Origin of the sequence: Klebsiella sp. GN_Kp190 (assembly GCF_040061795.1) — a bacterium.
In the GTDB taxonomy this organism is placed as follows: domain Bacteria; phylum Pseudomonadota; class Gammaproteobacteria; order Enterobacterales; family Enterobacteriaceae; genus Klebsiella; species Klebsiella michiganensis.
On sequence record NZ_JBEAFN010000065.1, the window covers coordinates 1 to 18,610 of the forward strand.

The following is an 18,610-nucleotide window of genomic DNA, read 5'->3' on the forward strand; positions in this document are numbered from 1 at the left end:
GCAACAAAACCTCATGCTGTGCACCTTCCCCGGAGGCGGGCTACCGGTCCGCAGATGGCTGTAAACCCGTAGCCCGGTCAGCGCAGCGCCACCGGGAAGAACCGCAGACGAACAATGGCGGCAGACATCTACTCGTTAAATACCCGCCTGAAGGCCGTCAGCAGCCGGGTATTTTCCTGCTGGCTGCGGATCGCGACGCGGAAGTAGCGCCCGTCGAGCCCCGGGTAGTTGGCGCAGCTGCGGATCAGGATGTGCTGTTGCAGCATCGCGTATTGCAGATCCAGATCCGCCACGTCGCAGCGCAGAAACAGATAGTTTGCCCGCCCGGGATAGACCGTCAGGCCGGGAATATGGCGCAGCTGATGGTAAAAGCGCTGCCCCTCCTCCGCCAGCCACTGCCAGGTTTGCTGCTGGTAGGCGCTATCCTGGAGAATGATTTCCCCCGCCAGGGCGGCAAACGCGTTTATCGACCACGGCATCTGGCGCTCGCGCATTCTCGCCACCGCCCGCGCATCGCCATTGGCCAGATACCCCAGACGCAGGCCGGGAATAGCATAAAACTTGGTCAGCGAACGCAGTACCCACACGTGCGGGTTGTGGCCCAGCAGCGGAATAAATCCCGGCTCGTCGGGGATAAAATCGATAAACGCTTCATCGAGAATCAGGGCAATGCCCAGCGACCGACAGCGTTCAGCAATCATCTCCAGCAGACGGCGCTCGGGCAGCAGGCCGGTAGGATTGTTCGGCGTGCAGAGAAATAAGCAGTCCAGATCCGGCGTCAGGGCGTCAAGAATCGCCCCGGTGAGCTGCCAGCCATCCGCCTCGCGCAGCAGAAATTCCCGCACCGCGCAGTCCACCGACTGCAGCGCCCGGCGGTATTCGGCAAAGCCCGGGGTGACGATCATCGCCTGGCGCGGCTTCAGCCCCTGAACCAGCGTAAAGATCGCTTCGGTTTCGCCGTTTCCGGCGAGGATCCACGAGGCGGGGATCTGATGGTGTTCCGCCAGCGCAAGGTGCAGCTGCTGATACTCAACGTCAGGGTAGCGTTCGGCGCAGGCCATATTGTCGAGGATGGCGCGCTTTAAACTTTCCGGCATCCCCAGCGGATTAATATTGGCGCTAAAATCCAGCAGCTGCTCCGCAGAGATGCCCAACAGCGCGGCGGCCTCGCGAATATTGCCGCCGTGCGCGCTCTTAAGTAGAGCCATTTACCTTTCCTGTTGCGTTACCCTCGCCTTGCCAGCGTCGCGCCGTCGGCGAAGTAGGCTTTAATCCCTGCCAGAATCGACTCTGCAACTTCCTGCTGGAATTTCGCCGTTTTCAATTTACGCTCTTCTTCGACGTTACTGATAAACGCGGTTTCCACCAGAATCGATGGAATATCCGGCGCCTTCAGCACCGCGAAGCCCGCCTGCTCAACCCGGTTCTTGTGCAGGTTATTAATGTTGCCCATCTTTTCCAGCACCGCCTTGCCGAACTTCAGGCTGTCGGCGATGGTCAGCGACTGCACCATGTCGAACATCGTGTGGTCGACGTAGCGATCGCCGCTTTTGCTGACGCCGCCAATCAGATCCGAGGCGTTCTGGGTCTGCGCCAGATATTTAGCCGCGGTACTGGTGGCCCCTTTGGTTGACAGGGCAAACACCGACGATCCGCTGGGCTGGCGGCTGGTAAACGCGTCGGCGTGAATAGAGACAAACAGGTCGGCGCGCTGCTTCTGCGCTTTGGCGACGCGGACCTTCAGCGGGATAAAGACATCCTCGTTGCGGGTCATATAGACCTTCATATTGCCCTCTTTCTCGATCAGCGCGCGCAGCCATCGGGCAATCTGCAGCACCACGTCTTTCTCGCGGGTGCGGTATTTTCCCACCGCGCCGGAGTCTTCGCCGCCGTGGCCGGGATCGAGCATGATAACAATGGGCCGATCGCGCCCGGCTTTACCCGGTTTAGGCCCGCTCTCCGCAGGCGGAACCTGCCGCTGAAGATCGCCTTTGTTGTAATCTTCGAGCAGCGCCAGCAGCGGATCCTGCACGTCGGTGGCGTTAGCGGGATAGAGGTCCATGACCAGACGCTCTCTAAACCCGGCGACCGGAGCCAGCGCAAACAGCTGCGGTTTCACGTTCTGTTTGAGCTCAAACACCATGCGCACGGTTTGCGGATCGAACTGCCCCACGCGAGCGGATTGAATATAGGGATCGTCACCGCGAATCTGACTCCCCATACCTTTCAGTACGGAGTTGAGATTAACCCCTTCCAGATCCACCACCACACGTTCAGGATTGCTGAGCGCAAACTGCCGATATTTCAGGATATGGTTGGACTCCACGGTGACGCGCGTGTAGGTCGATGATGGCCAGACGCGTACGGCAACCACCTGCGCCGCGGCAGCCAACCCAACCGGACTCACACTCATTAACCACATGGCGCCCGCCCCCTGTAAAAATCGGCGGCGGCTTAATCCTGACTTGTATCCCGACATGCCACTCCCAAGCAGTAAGAAATCATTCGTATTTAAAACAAACAGATTGACCGGAAACTTTAACGAAAGGCGCATAACCTGTCATCTATAAAAGGGTAAACAATCTTTGACACCCTGATTTGGCTCACACTGTTTTCCCGGCTCAGCCAAAAATTGGGGCTTGCGTTTGCCGGCGAAACAGAATAAAAATACAGTAATTACGAATAATCATGCATTGAGGTTGTGTCATGGTGAAGGAACGTCGCACCGAACTGGTAGAGGGATTCCGCCATTCTGTCCCCTATATTAATGCCCATCGGGGTAAAACGTTTGTCATCATGCTGGGCGGGGAAGCCATCGAGCATGATAATTTCTCTAGTATAGTCAATGACATTGGCCTGCTTCACAGCCTGGGAATTCGTCTGGTGGTGGTCTATGGCGCCCGCCCGCAGATCGATGCCAACCTGGCGGAGCATCGTCACGAGCCGGTTTATCATAAACAAACCCGAGTGACTGACGCCAAAACGCTCGAGCTGGTTAAGCAGGCGGCGGGCATGCTGCAGCTGGAAATTACCGCTCGCCTGTCGATGAGCCTCAACAACACGCCGCTGCAGGGCGCCCATATCAACGTGGTCAGCGGCAACTTCATTATCGCGCAGCCGTTAGGCGTGGACGACGGCGTGGATTACTGTCACAGCGGGCGCATCCGGCGCATCGATGAAGAAGCCATTCACCGCCAGCTGGATAACGGCGCGATCGTGCTGATGGGCCCGGTTGCGGTGTCGGTCACCGGCGAAAGTTTTAACCTGACCTCCGAAGAGATTGCGACCCAGCTGGCGATTAAGCTGAAGGCCGAAAAGATGATCGGCTTCTGCTCATCGCAGGGGGTTCACAATCAGGATGGCGAGATCGTCCCCGAGCTGTTCCCCAACGAAGCCCAGGCGCGGGTGGAAGAGATGGAAGCGGACGAAGACTACAGCTCCGGCACCGTGCGCTTTCTGCGCGGCGCGGTAAAAGCCTGCCGCAGCGGCGTGCGCCGCTGCCACCTGATCAGCTATCAGGAAAACGGCACCCTGCTGCAGGAGCTGTTCTCACGCGACGGTATCGGTACCCAGATAGTGATGGAGAGCGCCGAGCAGATCCGCCGCGCCACCATTAACGATATCGGCGGCATCCTCGAGCTGATTAGCCCGCTGGAGCAGCAGGGCATTCTGGTCAGGCGTTCGCGCGAACAGCTGGAGATGGAAATCGATAAATTCACCATTATTCAGCGCGACAACACCACCATCGCCTGCGCCGCGCTCTATCCTTTCCCGGAAGAGAAGATCGGCGAAATGGCCTGCGTGGCGGTGCATCCGGATTACCGCAGCTCATCGCGCGGCGAAGTGCTGCTCGAACGTATTGCCGCGCAGGCGAAGCAAATGGGCCTCAGCAAGCTGTTTGTTCTTACGACCCGCAGCATTCACTGGTTCCAGGAGCGCGGATTTACGCCGGTCGACGTCGACCTGCTGCCGGAGAGCAAAAAAGAGATGTACAACTATCAGCGCCGCTCCAAGGTGCTGATGGCAGACCTGGCCTGATCCCTTCTCCCCGGAAAGCGCGCGGCCGACCGGGGAAAACCTCACTGGGCGGAAAAGATATCCGTCAGGCCGCTGCGTCGTTCGGTACGCGCAGCCACCGCCTGAGTCAGCACCTGCTCATCGGCATAGATCGACAGCTGCCGTTTCGCACGCGTAATAGCGGTATAAACCAGCTCGCGGGTTACCAGCGGCACGCTGCGCGAAGGCAGGATCAGCGCCGCGTGATCGAACTCCGACCCCTGCGATTTATGCACCGTCATCGCCCAGGCGGTATCGTGCTCCGGCAGACGACTTGGCTGTACCGACTTGATGCTGCCATCGGGCATCGGGAACCAGACGCGCAGGCCATCGCCTCTTTCCAGCGCGATGCCGATATCGCCGTTAAACAGCCCCAGCGCGCTGTCGTTGCGGGAGATCATCACCGGCCGTCCTTCATACCAGCGCGAATGCCGCGGTAACGCGATCGCCCGCTTGCGGTTCAGCATCTGCTCCAGCTGTTCGTTCACGCCGCTGACCCCATACGGCCCCTCGCGCAGCGCGCACAGCAGCTGGAATTCGCCAAAGGCGGCGATCATCTCTTCGGGCTCAGCCCGCTCGCGCAGCAGTTGCAGGAAGCGGCCATAGCCCGCCTGCGCCTGATTCAGCATCGCTTCATACTCTTCGGTGGCGCTCAGCGGATACAGGGCGATATCGTCGAACGACTGACGCAGCGTTGCGCGTACCGCGCTGCGCTCGCCGCTGTTCACCGCCCACGCCAGATGGCCGATACCGGAATGGCGACCAAAACGGTAGCTTTTTTGCAGCAGGCACAGGCTGTCGCGCAGCGCACCGGCAACGTTGCCCTCGCCCGCCGGCACCGGCTGGCCGGTCAACCGGGCGAGCTGCGCCGCCCGCGCCGGGGTATAGCCTGCATTAACCCAGGCGCAAATATCCCCCAGCACCGCTCCGGCCTCTACCGACGCCAGCTGATCGCGGTCGCCAAGGAAAATCACCCTTCCGTGCTCAGGCAGCGCGTCGATCAGGCGCGACATCATCGGCAGGTCAATCATTGAGGCTTCATCCACCACCAGCACGTCAAGATGCAGCGGGTTGCCGGCGTGATAGCGCATCCGCTGGCTGCCGGGCTGCGCGCCCAGCAGGCGATGGAGGGTGCTGGCTTCGGTGGGCACCAGCGCCTTTTGTTGGTCGCTGAGAGGGAGGCGGCGCAGCGCCGCACCGAGGGACTCGGTCAGGCGCGCCGCGGCTTTACCGGTCGGCGCCGCCAGGCGAATCCGGCAGCGCGGGCTGGAGAACGTCTGGATCAGCGCGGCCAGCAGTTTAGCGACGGTCGTGGTTTTACCGGTGCCCGGACCGCCGGAAATCACCGAAATCCGTCGGGTCAGGGCGACCGCAGCCGCCACTTTTTGCCAGTCCGTTTCCTCAGCGGGCGGAAACAGCGCGTCGAGCGTCGAAGCCAGCCGGGCTTCATCCACCTCCAGAACCTGATTGGCCTCATTGAAAAAGCGCGCGACGGTTAATTCGTTGCGCCACATGCGGTTGAGGTAAAGCCGTTCGCCGCAGAGGATCATCGGCGTCGGGCGCTCACCGCCGCTGACCGCCTCAGCATCGTTAAGCAGCGGCAGCCAGCCGTCCGGGGCGCCGGTCAGCTCAAGGATCTGCTCACTCAGGCCTGCCGCTTTTGCGCTCAGCAGCTCATCCTCGGCGAGACGCGAAATCGGCAGGCAGACGTGGCCTTCACCGGCATCGCGGCTGAGAATGGCGGCGGTGAGCTTCACCGCCGGATGCGCCTCCTGCGCCACCATGAGCGCAAACTGGACGTCCAGCGGGCGCAGCAGGCGCTGTTCAACCGCCTGCAGTAACAGTTCATCCATGGTCATAGCACAACCTCCTGGGTTTCCCCGGCAAACAGCGCATCGAGGCCGTTAATCAGCGGCAGCGCCGGCCGGGTGGTGAAGATACCCTGCCCGCCGTCCTGCCCGTCCATGCCGCGTAAAAAGAGATAAATAACGCCGCCGAAGTGGCGTTCGTAATCATAATCGGCAATGCGGTGGCGTAAATATCGGTGCAGCGCCAGGCTATAGAGCTGGTACTGCAAATCGTAACGGTGCGAACGCATTGCCTGCCGCATCGCGTCCTGGGTATAGGCCTCGCGATTTTCCCCCAGCCAGTTGGATTTGTAATCCAGCAGGTAATAGCGACCGTTGTGACGAAACACCAGGTCGATAAAGCCTTTCAGCATCCCCCGCACCTGGCGGAAATCGAGCGTTGGGGTATCCACGGAGAGCGGATCGTACTGACGAATCAGCGCATCCAGACGCAGGGGATCCAGCGGCTGTTCGATGGGCAGATAAAACGCCATCTCCACCTGTTTATCGCCTTCGCTCAGCTGATTAAGGGCAATCCCCGCGCCGGGCAGAGGGGTACGCAGCACGCCGTCGAGCCATGCGGTCAGTACCGGGGTCCACTTTTCCTCGAAGCCGCTCAGTTGGAGCCTGGCCGCCATCCAGTCGGCGGGAACCGGCTGGGTAAAATCGAGATCTTCGAACAAACTGTGGAGAAACGTCCCCGGCGACGCGCCGCGGGGGAACTGGTGCGGAGTAAGCTGCGGCTCTTCCGCGACCTCACCGACGCCGGCGGCATCGACATCCAGACGCGGCAGAAGATCCTGCGCCGCGCTGTGTCCATTCTGCTGCAGGCCGGAGTAGCTGGTGACCCGCCAGTCATCGGTCACCGAACGCGCGAGCAAACGGGCTGAAAGCGGCGGAAGCGCCGCCTGCGGAGCCTGCCACGGAGTTGGCGCAGCCGTATCCGGGAGCTGCAGGGCGATCTCCCCGCTGCAGAACGCCTGCAGGCGCGCCATCAGCCCTGCGGCATCCATCGCTTCCCCGCCCTGCAGCAGGCGGCCCAGCGCGCTGTGGTGAAAATCGCTGGCGCCGGGCTTGTCGCTGCGCCGGGTGCTGAGCGGCGCAACGCCAAGGCTGCAGTGCCAGACCGCACGGGTCAGCGCGACGTAAAGCAGGCGCAGATCTTCGGCCAGGCGTTCGGCCTCCGCCAGCTCCATGCTGCCCTCAGCCTGCCCCAGGTCGAGAACGGCGGCAAAGGAGGTTCTGTCGTGATAAAACGCCTGATCCTGTTTACGGAAACGCGCAATAAACGGCAGCCAGACCAGCGGATACTCCAGCCCTTTCGATTTATGGATGGTGACGATCTGCACCAGGTGCTTATCGCTCTCCAGGCGCATCTGCTGGCTGGAGGCGTTGCTATCCGGCTCGGCGATATGCTGCGCCAGCCAGCGCACCAGCGCATGTTCGCTCTCCAGCTGGTTCGCCGCCTCCTGTAGCAGCTCGCTGATATGCAGGATATCGGTCAGGCGCCGCTCGCCGCCGCTGGTCGCCAGCAGGTTTTCGGCAATGCGCCGCGCGGTCATCAGCGCGCGCAGCATCGGCATCACGCCGCGCTGCCGCCAGACTTGCCGGTAGCCGCTAAACTCCTCTACCAGCTCATCCCAGGCCCGTTCGCTCTGGTTGAGGTTTTCAATGTCCTGCGCGTTTAGGCCGAACATTGCGGTCGCCAGCGCGCTGCGCAGGGTATTTTCCCGCTCGGGGGCCAGCACCGCCTGCAGCACCCACAGCAGCTCCTGCGCCTCGGGGGTTTCAAACACGCTATCGCGGTTGGAGAGATAGACGGAGGGAATCGACAGCAGCTGAAGGGCATCGCGAATTAACGACGCCTCCTGACGATTGCGCACCAGCACCGTGATGTCCGAAGCCCGCACGGGTTCAGCTTTTTCACCGCGCCACAGCAGCGCCTTGCCCTGCTGGCCCGCGCTGAGCCAGTCGCGAATTTGCGCCGCGCACAGCTGGGCCATAAACGCCTGGTAATCCCCCGCCCCGACGGCCTCGCCCGACATCAGCCAGATATTCATCGCCGGTACCGCAGCATCATCGACGGTAAAGCGCAGCCCCTGGTTTTTATCGGCCGACTTCACCGGCATAAACGGGATTTCGCGGAACATAAAGGGGTTATCGCTGAGGCTAAACAGGCGATTGACGCTATCAACCATCCCCGGCGCAGAGCGCCAGTTGGTATCGAGCGTATAGTGGGCGGTGACGTCCCCACGCGCTTTCATGTAGGTAAAGATATCCGCGCCGCGGAAGGCGTAAATGGCCTGTTTGGGGTCACCAATCAGCAGCAGCGCGGTGTCTGCCTGGCGCCGCCAGATGCGGCGAAAGATGCGGTACTGCTGCGGGTCGGTATCCTGAAATTCGTCGATCATCGCCACCGGAAAGCGCTGGCGAATCGCGCTGGCCAGCGCTTCGCCGCTCTCCCCGCGCAGGGCGTCATCCAGGCGGCTAAGCATATCGTCAAAGCCCAGCTCGCCGCGGCGGCGTTTCTCCCGCGCGACCGCTTCGCGGATTTCAACCATCGCCCTGGCAATCACCAGATCGGTCAAGGTTAACGGTGTCGCCAGCAGCGCTTCTACCGCGCTGAACAGCGGGTGTACCGGCGGCGCGCCGTCCGCTTTGGTGCGCTCAAGCAAGAAGGCCTGGGAGAACTTCTCCAGCGCATCCGGAAGCTGGTAGCTGAGGGTCTCTTCCTGGGCCCAGGCGGTCACTTTCTCCAGCCATTTCCCCTGATTGCCGCGATTAAACTTGCGCCGGTCGAGGCCCGAGTTTTCCAGCACCGCCTCAACCTCGCCCACCTGTGCCAGCCACTGCTGCTTCAGCGCGTTGATGCGTTCGATAATTTGCTGATGGCGTTCGGCCAGCGTTTCGTCAGCCGGCGGCGGCGATTTGAGCTGCGGCGCCTCTCCCTGTAGCCAGCGGTCGATGGATTTCAGCAGATCGCGCGGCCCTTTCCACGCTTCGTGGATAACCGCCGCGATGTCACGCGGCAGCGGGTAACAGTGGCGACGCCAGAAGTCGGCGCAGGCCTGATAGCGCAGCCGGGATTCATCTTCAATCAGCTGCTGTTCGAACAGCATGCCGGACTCAAAGGCGTTAAGGCTCAGCATCCGCTGGCAGAAGCCGTGAATGGTAAATACCGCCGCTTCGTCCATCTGCCGTTCGGCCAGCAGCAGCGTTTGCGCCGCCTGGGTTTTATCGGCGATTTCCGCCAGCAGCCCGGCGTAGAGAGGATTGTCGGTACTTTCGCGCAGGCAGGCGATACGCAGCTCGTGGATATTGCTGCGAATACGTCCGCGCAGCTCTTCGGTCGCCGCTTCGGTAAAGGTCACTACCAGCAGCTCTTCCACGCTGACCTGGCGGGGAAAGGCGGATTCCCCGCCCAGCCCCAGCAGCAGCCGCAGATAGAGGGCGGCAATGGTAAAGGTTTTTCCTGTGCCCGCAGAGGCTTCTATCAGGCGCTCGCCCGTCAGGGGCAAGCGCAGGGGGTCAAGAGACTCGGCGGTGTCGGTCATTCATTCTCTCGCATCAGGGGTAAGGATTTCTGCAATGCGCTGACGTTCTCCCAGACTTTGCCATCCTGCGGATGCGCATATTCCGCCTTGCCGTTCTGGCTACCGGAAACCTGGGAGAGAATTGCCATGCCCTGCGGATCCACCACCGTCTGATGGAAGAAGTCGGCAAGCTTTTGCGGCGTCAGCAGTTTAATCTGAGCCACTACTTTATCACGTGAATCGAAGCGCATATTACCGCGATCGAAATCTTTGCTCAGCTTCGACGCTTCATCGCCCAGCGTTTGCGGCGCTTCCAGCATCTGACCGATCACCGCCTGCTGAATCTGCGCAAACTCTTCCGGCTTCATTGCCCGCAGTTTGGCTTCCGCCGTGGGGAAGAAGGCCTGGAAACGCTGCCAGAGGTAAGCCGGCTGCTTATCGCTGCTTTGCAGCAGGAAGCCCATCCCCCACTGGCGGCCAACGTTCATCGAGAAGGCGAAGACCGCGTAGCCCAGCTGCTCTTCCGTACGTAGCTGGTTATAGAACCACGGCTGTACGATTTGCCCGAGGAGCGAGCTGGCGGCAGAACTGGCGTATTCGTCCACGTTCGGCGGCGCGAAGACGGCGGCCAGCGCGGAATCGGTACTGTTGCCCGCTTTTTCAAAAATCGCCAGCTGTTTACGATCGACCAGAACGTCTTTGTTACGGCACCACTCGTTGCCGTCAGCGCCCAGCTGTTTTTGAATCTGCCGCGCCATGGCGGTGGATTGATCGGCGGTAAGATTACCGATGACCATCAGCTCCGGTCGCCCTTTCGCCTTGAGATTATCGCGGTATTCCAGCACCTCTTTCAGGGTGATCGATGGCAGCAGCGCCCGACGCTCTTCGCGCTGGAAGTACGGCACCTGAGAAACCATCTGAATCGGCATGATCGCCTGATCGTAGGCTTTACCTTTATCCGCCGAATCCATCATCTGGGCGTACCAGGATTTAGCCTGCTCCAGCTGCTCTTCGGTTGGCGTATAGCTGAAGTAACCGTCGAGCAGAGCGTTAAACAGCTCAGGCAGATGCTGCGTATAGCCGTTGGCGTTAACCATCAGGCCGTTATTCGCGCCGGTAGAGAAGCTAATCCCCCCGACCGCCGCCTGGTTGCTGAGCTGGTCGAGCGCAATGCCCGCCAGATAATCATTGAGCGCAAACATCACCTGCCGGCGGGCGCTGTCCATTGCCTGCGGGTTACGCAGAACCAGCGAAATATCCGCTTTCGGTTCGCTGGCGAAGTACTGGCTCGGCGCGTAAATCACCCGCAGCGTCGGTTCATCTACAATCAGCTGCGGATGCGGGTAAGCCTTGTCGCTTTTGATTAAGCTGAAATCATCCGGAATATAGGGGTTCAGCACCGGCAGCTTGAGGTCGATGGCGCTGGACTTCCGCTGCCAGTCGGCAAAGGTCTGCTCGCTGATCTTATCCACCTGATAGGGCGCATTGACGAAGTAGGCGGTCTTGTTATGCGGCTCTTTCGGGCTGATGTACCAGATGCGGGCGTTTTGCGGCGTCATCATCGCCAGGCGGTCTTCGATTGCCTGCGGATCGTAGCGATCGGCAATGTTGACAACGTCCAGCGTATGCTCCACCGGCACGCGGATCATGGTGTCCGCCAGCCATTCGACGTAATCCATATTGCGGTTGATGGACGGGTAGCGGAAGTCGAGCGCCAGCACGTGGGCCAGCTCATCAAAATAGCGCTTATCGATTCCCTGGCTGCGCAGCAGATTGAGGTAGCTGAAGATGGCCGCGGTCACTTCATCGCGGTGCGCCAGACCTTTGTCCGTCAGGGTCGCGGATATAGCCAGCACCCCGCTGTTGCCGTTCACCACCGGGTCGGAGTCCGCGCGAATCCCTTCAACCAGCCCCTGCTTTTGCAGCCAGTCTGAGAGCGTGCCGGGACTGCGATTACCGATCATATAGGTCACCAGCTCGTCGGTTTTGCTGCGGAACTGGTCGCTATTGTTATCAATGCGGAACTCCACGCGCAGCACTTTACGCGGCATCGCCGGAACGTAGTGAATGATGATGCCCTTTTGCGCATCGGTCACCACCGGGACGGTAATCTCCGGTTTGCTGATATCGTGGTTCGGCACGCGACCGTAGGTGGCCGCCGCGATGCTCGCCAGCTCCGGCAGAGGCTTGTTGCTGTAGATCACCGCTTTCATCAGGTTGGCGGAATACCAGCTATCGCGAAAGGCGTGCAGGGCATCAAGCACCGGTTTGCCGGGCTTGTCGCTCAACGTTTCAAGGTTACCGCCGGAAAACTGCGAGCCGGGGTGCGCCGGGTTAATGGTTTCCGCGCTAACCTGCGCCATTCGCATCCCGTCCCGGGTTCGCGCCATCGTGAGCTCGGCGTTAACCGCATTACGCTCACGGTCGGCATATTTTTTATCCAGCAGCGGCGCGGCGATGGCGTCGGCCAGGCGATCGACCGCGCCGTCCAGGGCATCGTTTTCCACTTCAAGATAGAAGGCGGTGCGATACGGCGCGGTGCTGGCGTTGTGGCTGCCGCCGTGCATTTTGAGATACTCGGCGAGGCTGTCAGGCTGGGGATACTTTTTCGAGCCCATCAGCGTCATATGCTCCAGGAAGTGGGCCAGCCCCTGATGCTCGGCGGGATCCTGCAGCGATCCCACGGGAACGACCAGCGCCGACAGCGATTTTACCGCCTGGGGATCGGAAACCAGCAGCACTACCATGCCGTTATCGAGGCGGATCGCCTGATATTGACGGGTATCTTTTTCGCTTTTACGGATGGTTTCCTGGATCGGTTGCCATCCGGTGTCTGCCTGACTTAACGGCGCCCAAAGGGCGGCCAGTAAAACAATAACCTTGAACCATAAACTGCGGGGCATTCACGGACCTCATCATTAACAAACCTGGCGCTGCATAATTGGCAGCCTTTATAAACATCAGTCCGTGATTCGTTGCGCATCATAAATGAACTGCCATCCAGTGCGCAATTTTTATACTATTACAATGTTATTCGGACTGATGGAAACGAAACACCGGTAGCAAATAACGCTGCGTTTGCGTCAGGATCTCTTCATAGTATTCCGCTTCCAGCGTGCGCCACAGGCGCTGATACCAGACGTCGGCACCTTCGCCGCTGACCACCATGTTCCCTTCATAAGCCTGAAGAAATTTACTGCGCGCTTTTTGCTGCGTCTCTTCGTCCATTAACATGACATCCTTTTCGGCGTCATAACAGACTTTTAGCCATGCGCCGCCGCTTTCCGGCAGCAGCAGCAGCGGTTTGGACATTCCCTGCAGGTAACCGTCAACCAGATCGTTGAGGTAGCCCTGGGCCTGCTCCTGCGCCAGCGGTGGAAAACGCCACTCGCCCTCTTTGCGCACAAAGAGCCGACTTTCGCCGGTACCGCCGCTAGCACAATAGACAAGATGCTCCAGCCAAAGTTGCATCCCCTGCGCCACGCTTAATAGCGAAGGCCGCCAGCGCAGCAAACCGTCGGATTGTACCTGCTGCAGCCAGCCGGTGATGTTGACTCCGCTGCATTGCAGATCGATTTCCATGCTCTGCCCCGGCTGGCGGCAGGCGATCACCCGTTCGGCCAGATTTTGCATCTCCTGACGCTGGGTCTCCCAGGCCAGTTCGCCGAACGCGCCATAGGGTAGCTCCCCGGCGGCACGGAAGCGGCGATACATTGCCGAGGCGTCCTGCTGCTCAATCAGCGTATTGAGCAGCTGCTGGTTCAGCTGATAGCGGCTCAGCCCTTCGAGGGTAAAAGGTTCATCGTCGGGGATCTCGCTCTCCTCCGAGCGGAAATTCACCCGCAGCCGCTGCTGAAAGAACGCGCGCACAGGATGCTGCCAAAAGCGCAGCAGCTGTTCGAACGGTAAGTGATCGATGTCCGGTACCGGTAGCGGCTGGATGAACGCGCCGTGCGCTTCCCCCTGCTGGCTGGCGGCCGCCAGCCATTCCCGGGCATAGCTTTGATCTTCATTAGCCAGAAAATTGGCGGCATCGAAAGGCATGCGGGTATGCAGATGCGTGATGTGCTCTTTGACCCGCCGTTCGCTGGCATCGCAGTCCAGCTCTTCGTCCCCTTCCAGACAGTGGCTCTGGCCGATGTAGTCCGCCAGCTCCTGAACCAGAACGGAGGGATAGCGCTCGCTATTGTCCTGAATGGAACGGCCGATATAGCTGATATAGAGCTTCTGCTCGGCCGACATCAGGGCTTCAAGGAACAGATAGCGGTCGTCGTCGCGACGGCTACGGTCTCCGCGCTGCGGCTTCTGGCTCATTAAATCGAAGCCCAGCGGCGCCAGGGTGCGCGGATAAACGCCGTCGTTCATCCCCAGCAGGCAGACCACCTTGAAAGGAATCGAACGCATCGGCATCAGGGTACAAATGTTAACCGGGCCGGCGAGAAAGCGCTGGCTGATGCGCTGCTGATCGAGCCTCTGGGACAGCTCATCGCGCAGCAAAGAGAGCGGTACCGTTTCGCCATACCGCGCGTCGACGCCGCCGTCAATCACCGCCTGCCACTGCTGTTCTATCAGCGCCAGGGCGGCTTCCGTTTCGCTGTCCGGAAGGAAGAAGTCGTTCAGCAGGTCGCGGCATACCGGCAGCCACTCGGCTAATGGGCGATCCTGGGCCAGCCCGCGGCGCCAGAGATTAAGCTGCATCAGCAGCGATGCCAGGTTGCCCACCAGCTCGGCGATAAGCCCGCTCGACTCATCATAAGGCAGCACCGAGCGCCACTCCCCTTCGCTGCTGTCCATGGCGTAGCCCAACAGCATACGCGTCAGGCCAAAGCGCCAGGTATGCTGGCCGGTAGCCGGGAGATCGAGTTCACGCACGTTGTCGTCATCCATTCCCCAGCGTACGCCGGATTCGTTAACCCACTGGCGCAGGTAGCGTAGCCCCTCTTCGTTAATGTTAAAGCGCGCGGCCAGCACCGGCACATCCAGCAGCGCCAGCACGTCTTCGCTGGCAAAGCGGCTGTCGGGCAGCGAAAGCAGGGTGATAAACGCCTGCAGCGCCGGATGCGATTCGCGGGCCCGCCGGTCGGATATCGCCCACGGCAGCCAGCGCTCGCCGCTGGCGCTGCCGAAGACCGCCTGAATATAGGGGCTGTAGCTATCGATATCCGCCACCATGACGATAATATCGCGCGGCGTGAGCTCGGGATTCTCTTCGAGCATAGCCAGCAGCCGGTCATGCAGTACCTCAACCTCGCGCTGCGGGCTATGGCAGACATGAATCGACAGGCTGCGGTCGTTCGCCGCCAGCAGCCGCTTGCTGCGGCTGTTGGCAAACTCCTCGGCGCTGCGCCCGGCCACCGCCGCATTACGCAGTTCGAGAATATCCGCCTGAAGATTATGCAGCAGGTTATCCGGCGCGATATCGACAAAGGCGTCCAGCTCTTCATAGCGCTCAAGACCCGCCAGCAGGTAGATATAGTCGCGCCCCAGCTTGCCCCAGGAGGCCAGCAGCGGATTGCCGACATCCTGTTCCCCGGCATCGTTGAATAACCCCGGAGCCTGTTGCGTATCGCGAAACAGGGGCAGCTCTCGCGTCGTTTCGCGGTGGTGGCGGCGCTGGCGGGAGAGCAGCTTTGCCAGAAATGCCGGATCTTTAATGTCGCCCCAGTAGTAGCGGCACGGGTTAGTGAAGAGAACATATACATCGACATGCTTACCCAGCGCCTGGAGCGCCTGCAGGTATACCGGCGGCAGCGCCGAAATCCCGCAGATAAACACCCGCGACGGTAGCCCGGCGGGCGGCTGTTCGGCGGCCTCAAGCGCGCTGATAAAGCGTTGGTATAAATTGGCGCGATGCCACAGCGGCTGGCCCAGCTCAGCGGTATATTCCACCAGCGCTTTCCACAGCGGCGCCTGCCACTCCTGCGCGTCTCCAAGCCCGTCAACGCGCTGGTCGGCCTCCCAGCGCATCAGCCACTCGGGGCGATAAACCAGATACTGGTCATAGAGATCCGCCACTCTGGCGGCCAGCTGAAACAGCTTGCGCTTGTCGCTATCGTCGTGCAGATAGTGGCGCAGTAGCGTAAAGGCTTCATCGTTCAGCCGCTGCGGTAGCAGGGTCATGAGTTTCCAGCTCATACTTTGCTTACTGAACGCGCTTTCTCCGGGAATATCTTTTAACACCCGCACGAACATGTCCCAGATAAAACTGGCGGGTAGCGGGAACTCAATGTTGGCCGCAATCCCGAAGCGCTGCGCCAGCGTCATCTGCAGCCACTGCGCCATCCCGGTACTCTGTACCAGCACCATTTCCGGCATAAAAGGGTCATCCAGCCGCTGGCGCTCGACGATAAACTCCATCAAGGCTTCAAGCACATCCAGACGGTTTGAGTGGTACACCCTTAACATATTCGCTCCTGGCTACTGACTGACCGGGCAGTGCAGCCGGGTCATCTGCGCCCGCCTGGCTGCGGGCATCGTGATCGTTACCGTGATGCTGACACATCTTTGCACCGATGTCTGCATGCGGGATACCTGGCGATTCGCGGGAATCACCGGTGGGCTAAGCTGACTGAATCGCCACGCATCGCGCCACAGCTGACGGTACTGGTTGAGCTGCATAAAGCCGTTGGCCAGCCCACGCTGATAGCCCGCCAGCGCGGTCACGGTTGCGATAAGCAAGACTAAAGCCAGCAGCGTTTCGGGCAGGCTAAACCCTCTCTGCCGCCTCAGGGCATCTGGCATAGGCTTGCCTCCTTTAACGGGCAAAAATCGCTCCAGCCGTGAGGCGAAAAGCGGACGCGGTTTTGTTCGATTACGCCTGACTGCCACAGCAGTATGCCGCCGCCATCGCTGCCGCCAATCAGCAATACCGAGGCGTCGCTAAAGACTCGCAGGCAGGCGCGCCAGCCGAGCGCCGCGTTCTGCTGGCAGCTAACCGTTTCCTGAAGCGGCCAGACGAGCCCCTTTCCCCACTGCAGCGCGGAATGCGCATCAGCGGCATCGCCAAGCGCCCGCGTTTCGCTGGCCGTCTGCGCTAACAGCGAACGCTGCTGCTGGTGCAGCCCCTGGAGTAATAGCGTGCCGAGCGCTAACAGCAGCAGCACCATCAGCAGCGAAGAGAGCCCGCGCTGGCGATTCACAGGTTATATCCCGTTACGCCGTATTCCGCCCGCGCGCGGATTTGCGGGTCGGCGACCGAGTGCGCCGCAAGGGTAATCGATAATTCAGGCGCGAAGCCCGCCCTCTCCAGGCGCGTAACCTGAAACGCGGTGACCTGAATCGCCGCCGGGTTGGTCATTTTCTCCCAGCCTTTGCCGCTGCAGGCGCTTGCGCCGCGCAGGGTTTCCAGCGCGCCATCGCGCAGGCGAAACCCGGTGGTATCCGATTCCGATGACGGCGCGCTATTCCAGACGCCATCGCTGTTGCTATCCCAGCTCACCAGCAGGCAATCACCGCCCTCTGCGATATACAGCGCCTGCCCGTAACAGCGGCCGCGGCAGTATCCGGCGCGCTGCAGATGCTTCGCGACGGTGTAGATTCGCTGCCAGAGCTCATTTTCCAGCGACTGCTGCCGGGTCTGGCGAAGCGCGGCCCACTGCAGCGCCGGAAGAAAACGCGCGCTGCCGAGCAGCAGCACGGAGCTGATGGCCATCGCGATCAGCGTTTCCGGCAGGGAAAAGCCGCGCTGTTTTACAGACACGATGCCGTCTCCTCGCCGCGACACAGGCGGATGCGCCCCCAGTGAGAAACGATAATGTTCCAGCCGCCCGCCGCGCTTTGCAGGCGGATATGCCCGGCCCAGGCGGTATTACGCAGGCCATAAAACCCCAGCCCCGGCGTCATCGCGCTGAGCGAAACCTCCGGCCATAGCGGTTGCAGCGTGAAAGCGTCCCTGCGGAGACAGTCGGCCATCGCCCCGCTGGCGCTCAGGCACCAGCCCTCCGCGCTTTGGCCGACGCTTAATACCCTGTCGCGGTTGTGCCAGTTGGCGTCATCGCGTAGCAGCACCAGGTAGTCGCGGACCTGGCAGGCGGTTTGCCACAGGCGCTGCTGCCGTTGCCAGCTCTGCCAGCCGTACAGCCCGCTGGCGCCGAGAATGACGACCACGACCATGGTGAGCAGGGTTTCAATCAGGGTATAGCCATGTTCTCTGTTCATGGGCCGAGTATGCGGAGCATTGAGGCTTTATTCGAACGGTAAAATGCGGGTTTGCGGCGCGCGCCGGAGAGTATTAAAGGCGTTGCAGCGGGTTTCAACAGTGCAGGAAATCTGCTCGCAAAAAAGCGTTCCGTCGGCGGAATAAAGCTGGCCGTCGGCTCGGCTGAGGCATAAAAAAACCGGCGCTCGCAGGCGCCGGTTTTGCGTCGTCACTTCCGGGTTAAATGGCCACCGGCGCTTTAATTCCCGGATGCGGGTCGTAGCCTTCGATTTCGAAGTCTTCAAAACGGTAGTCGAAAATCGATGCCGGCTTACGTTTGATCACCAGCTTCGGCAGCGCCCGCGGTTCGCGGCTCAGCTGCAGGTGCGTCTGCTCCATGTGGTTGCTGTACAGGTGCGTATCGCCGCCGGTCCAGACAAAATCGCCCACTTCGAGGTCGCACTGCTGCGCCACCATATGCACCAGCAGCGCGTAGCTGGCGATATTGAACGGCAGGCCGAGGAATACGTCGCACGAGCGCTGATAGAGCTGGCAGGAGAGCTTGCCGTCGGCGACGTAGAACTGGAAGAACGCGTGGCACGGGGCCAGCGCCATTTTGTTCAGCTCGCCGACGTTCCATGCCGAGACGATAATCCGGCGAGAATCCGGGTCGTTTTTCAGCTGTTCCATCACCGTGCTGATCTGGTCGATATGACGGCCGTCCGGCGCGGGCCAGGAGCGCCACTGCTTACCGTAAACCGGCCCCAGATCGCCGTTTTCATCAGCCCATTCGTCCCAGATAGTGACGTTGTTTTCGTGCAGATACGCCACGTTGGTGTCACCCTGCAGGAACCACAGCAGTTCATGGATGATGGAGCGTAAATGACAGCGCTTGGTCGTCACCAACGGGAATCCTTCCTGCAGGTTAAAACGCATCTGGTGACCGAAGATGGAGACGGTGCCGGTACCGGTGCGGTCATTTTTTTGCGTGCCCTCATCGAGCACTTTCTGCATCAAATCAAGATACTGTTTCATGG

The 18,610-nt window shown here is 60.6% G+C and carries 12 protein-coding genes; 1 reads left to right on the top strand and 11 read right to left on the bottom strand.

The features are described from left to right. Positions 1-128: 128 nt before the first annotated feature. On the bottom strand, positions 129-1,208 hold the full coding sequence (gene cobD / locus ABLU67_RS24015) for a threonine-phosphate decarboxylase CobD (protein WP_064378381.1): 1,080 nt from the start codon (positions 1,206-1,208) through the stop codon (positions 129-131). Between the two features lie 17 nt (positions 1,209-1,225). Further along, positions 1,226-2,479, bottom strand: a complete 1,254-nt coding sequence (amiC, locus tag ABLU67_RS24020) for an N-acetylmuramoyl-L-alanine amidase AmiC (protein WP_348852565.1) — start codon at positions 2,477-2,479, stop codon at positions 1,226-1,228. A gap of 227 nt (positions 2,480-2,706) precedes the next feature. Between amiC and argA the strand changes: the two genes are divergently transcribed. Then, the gene (gene argA, locus ABLU67_RS24025; protein WP_004853841.1) at positions 2,707-4,038 is read left to right on the top strand and encodes an amino-acid N-acetyltransferase; all 1,332 of its coding nucleotides are present in this window, start codon (positions 2,707-2,709) and stop codon (positions 4,036-4,038) included. Positions 4,039-4,079: 41 nt separating this feature from the next. Here argA and recD read toward each other — a convergent pair whose 3' ends face one another. From recD to thyA, 9 genes are all read right to left on the bottom strand, one after another. Beyond that, positions 4,080-5,915 (bottom strand): exodeoxyribonuclease V subunit alpha, encoded by a 1,836-nt coding sequence (gene recD, locus ABLU67_RS24030; protein WP_102803915.1) that lies wholly within the window; start codon positions 5,913-5,915, stop codon positions 4,080-4,082. Then, a complete protein-coding gene (gene recB / locus ABLU67_RS24035; protein WP_014226653.1) occupies positions 5,912-9,457 on the bottom strand; it encodes an exodeoxyribonuclease V subunit beta in 3,546 nt (1,181 codons plus the stop codon). The genes recD and recB overlap by 4 nt, the downstream gene beginning before the upstream one ends. After that, positions 9,454-12,339: a pitrilysin gene (gene ptrA, locus ABLU67_RS24040; protein ID WP_064378378.1), complete on the bottom strand. Its 2,886-nt coding sequence runs from the start codon at positions 12,337-12,339 to the stop codon at positions 9,454-9,456. The genes recB and ptrA overlap by 4 nt, the downstream gene beginning before the upstream one ends. Before the next feature lie 127 nt (positions 12,340-12,466). Beyond that, positions 12,467-15,841, bottom strand: coding sequence for an exodeoxyribonuclease V subunit gamma (gene recC, locus ABLU67_RS24045; RefSeq protein ID WP_064378377.1), 3,375 nt, complete (start codon positions 15,839-15,841; stop codon positions 12,467-12,469). Between the two features lie 12 nt (positions 15,842-15,853). After that, positions 15,854-16,177, bottom strand: a complete 324-nt coding sequence (locus ABLU67_RS24050) for a prepilin-type N-terminal cleavage/methylation domain-containing protein (RefSeq protein ID WP_014226656.1) — start codon at positions 16,175-16,177, stop codon at positions 15,854-15,856. Continuing rightward, positions 16,162-16,575: a DUF2509 family protein gene (locus ABLU67_RS24055; protein WP_014226657.1), complete on the bottom strand. Its 414-nt coding sequence runs from the start codon at positions 16,573-16,575 to the stop codon at positions 16,162-16,164. The genes ABLU67_RS24050 and ABLU67_RS24055 overlap by 16 nt, the downstream gene beginning before the upstream one ends. Then, positions 16,572-17,135 (bottom strand): prepilin peptidase-dependent protein, encoded by a 564-nt coding sequence (locus tag ABLU67_RS24060; protein WP_014226658.1) that lies wholly within the window; start codon positions 17,133-17,135, stop codon positions 16,572-16,574. The genes ABLU67_RS24055 and ABLU67_RS24060 overlap by 4 nt, the downstream gene beginning before the upstream one ends. Next, positions 17,126-17,593, bottom strand: a complete 468-nt coding sequence (locus tag ABLU67_RS24065) for a prepilin peptidase-dependent protein (RefSeq protein WP_025107415.1) — start codon at positions 17,591-17,593, stop codon at positions 17,126-17,128. The genes ABLU67_RS24060 and ABLU67_RS24065 overlap by 10 nt, the downstream gene beginning before the upstream one ends. 220 nt (positions 17,594-17,813) lie before the next feature. Next, entirely contained in the window at positions 17,814-18,608 is a 795-nt protein-coding gene (gene thyA / locus ABLU67_RS24070) for a thymidylate synthase (RefSeq protein ID WP_004124584.1), read from the bottom strand. Positions 18,609-18,610 lie beyond the last annotated feature (2 nt).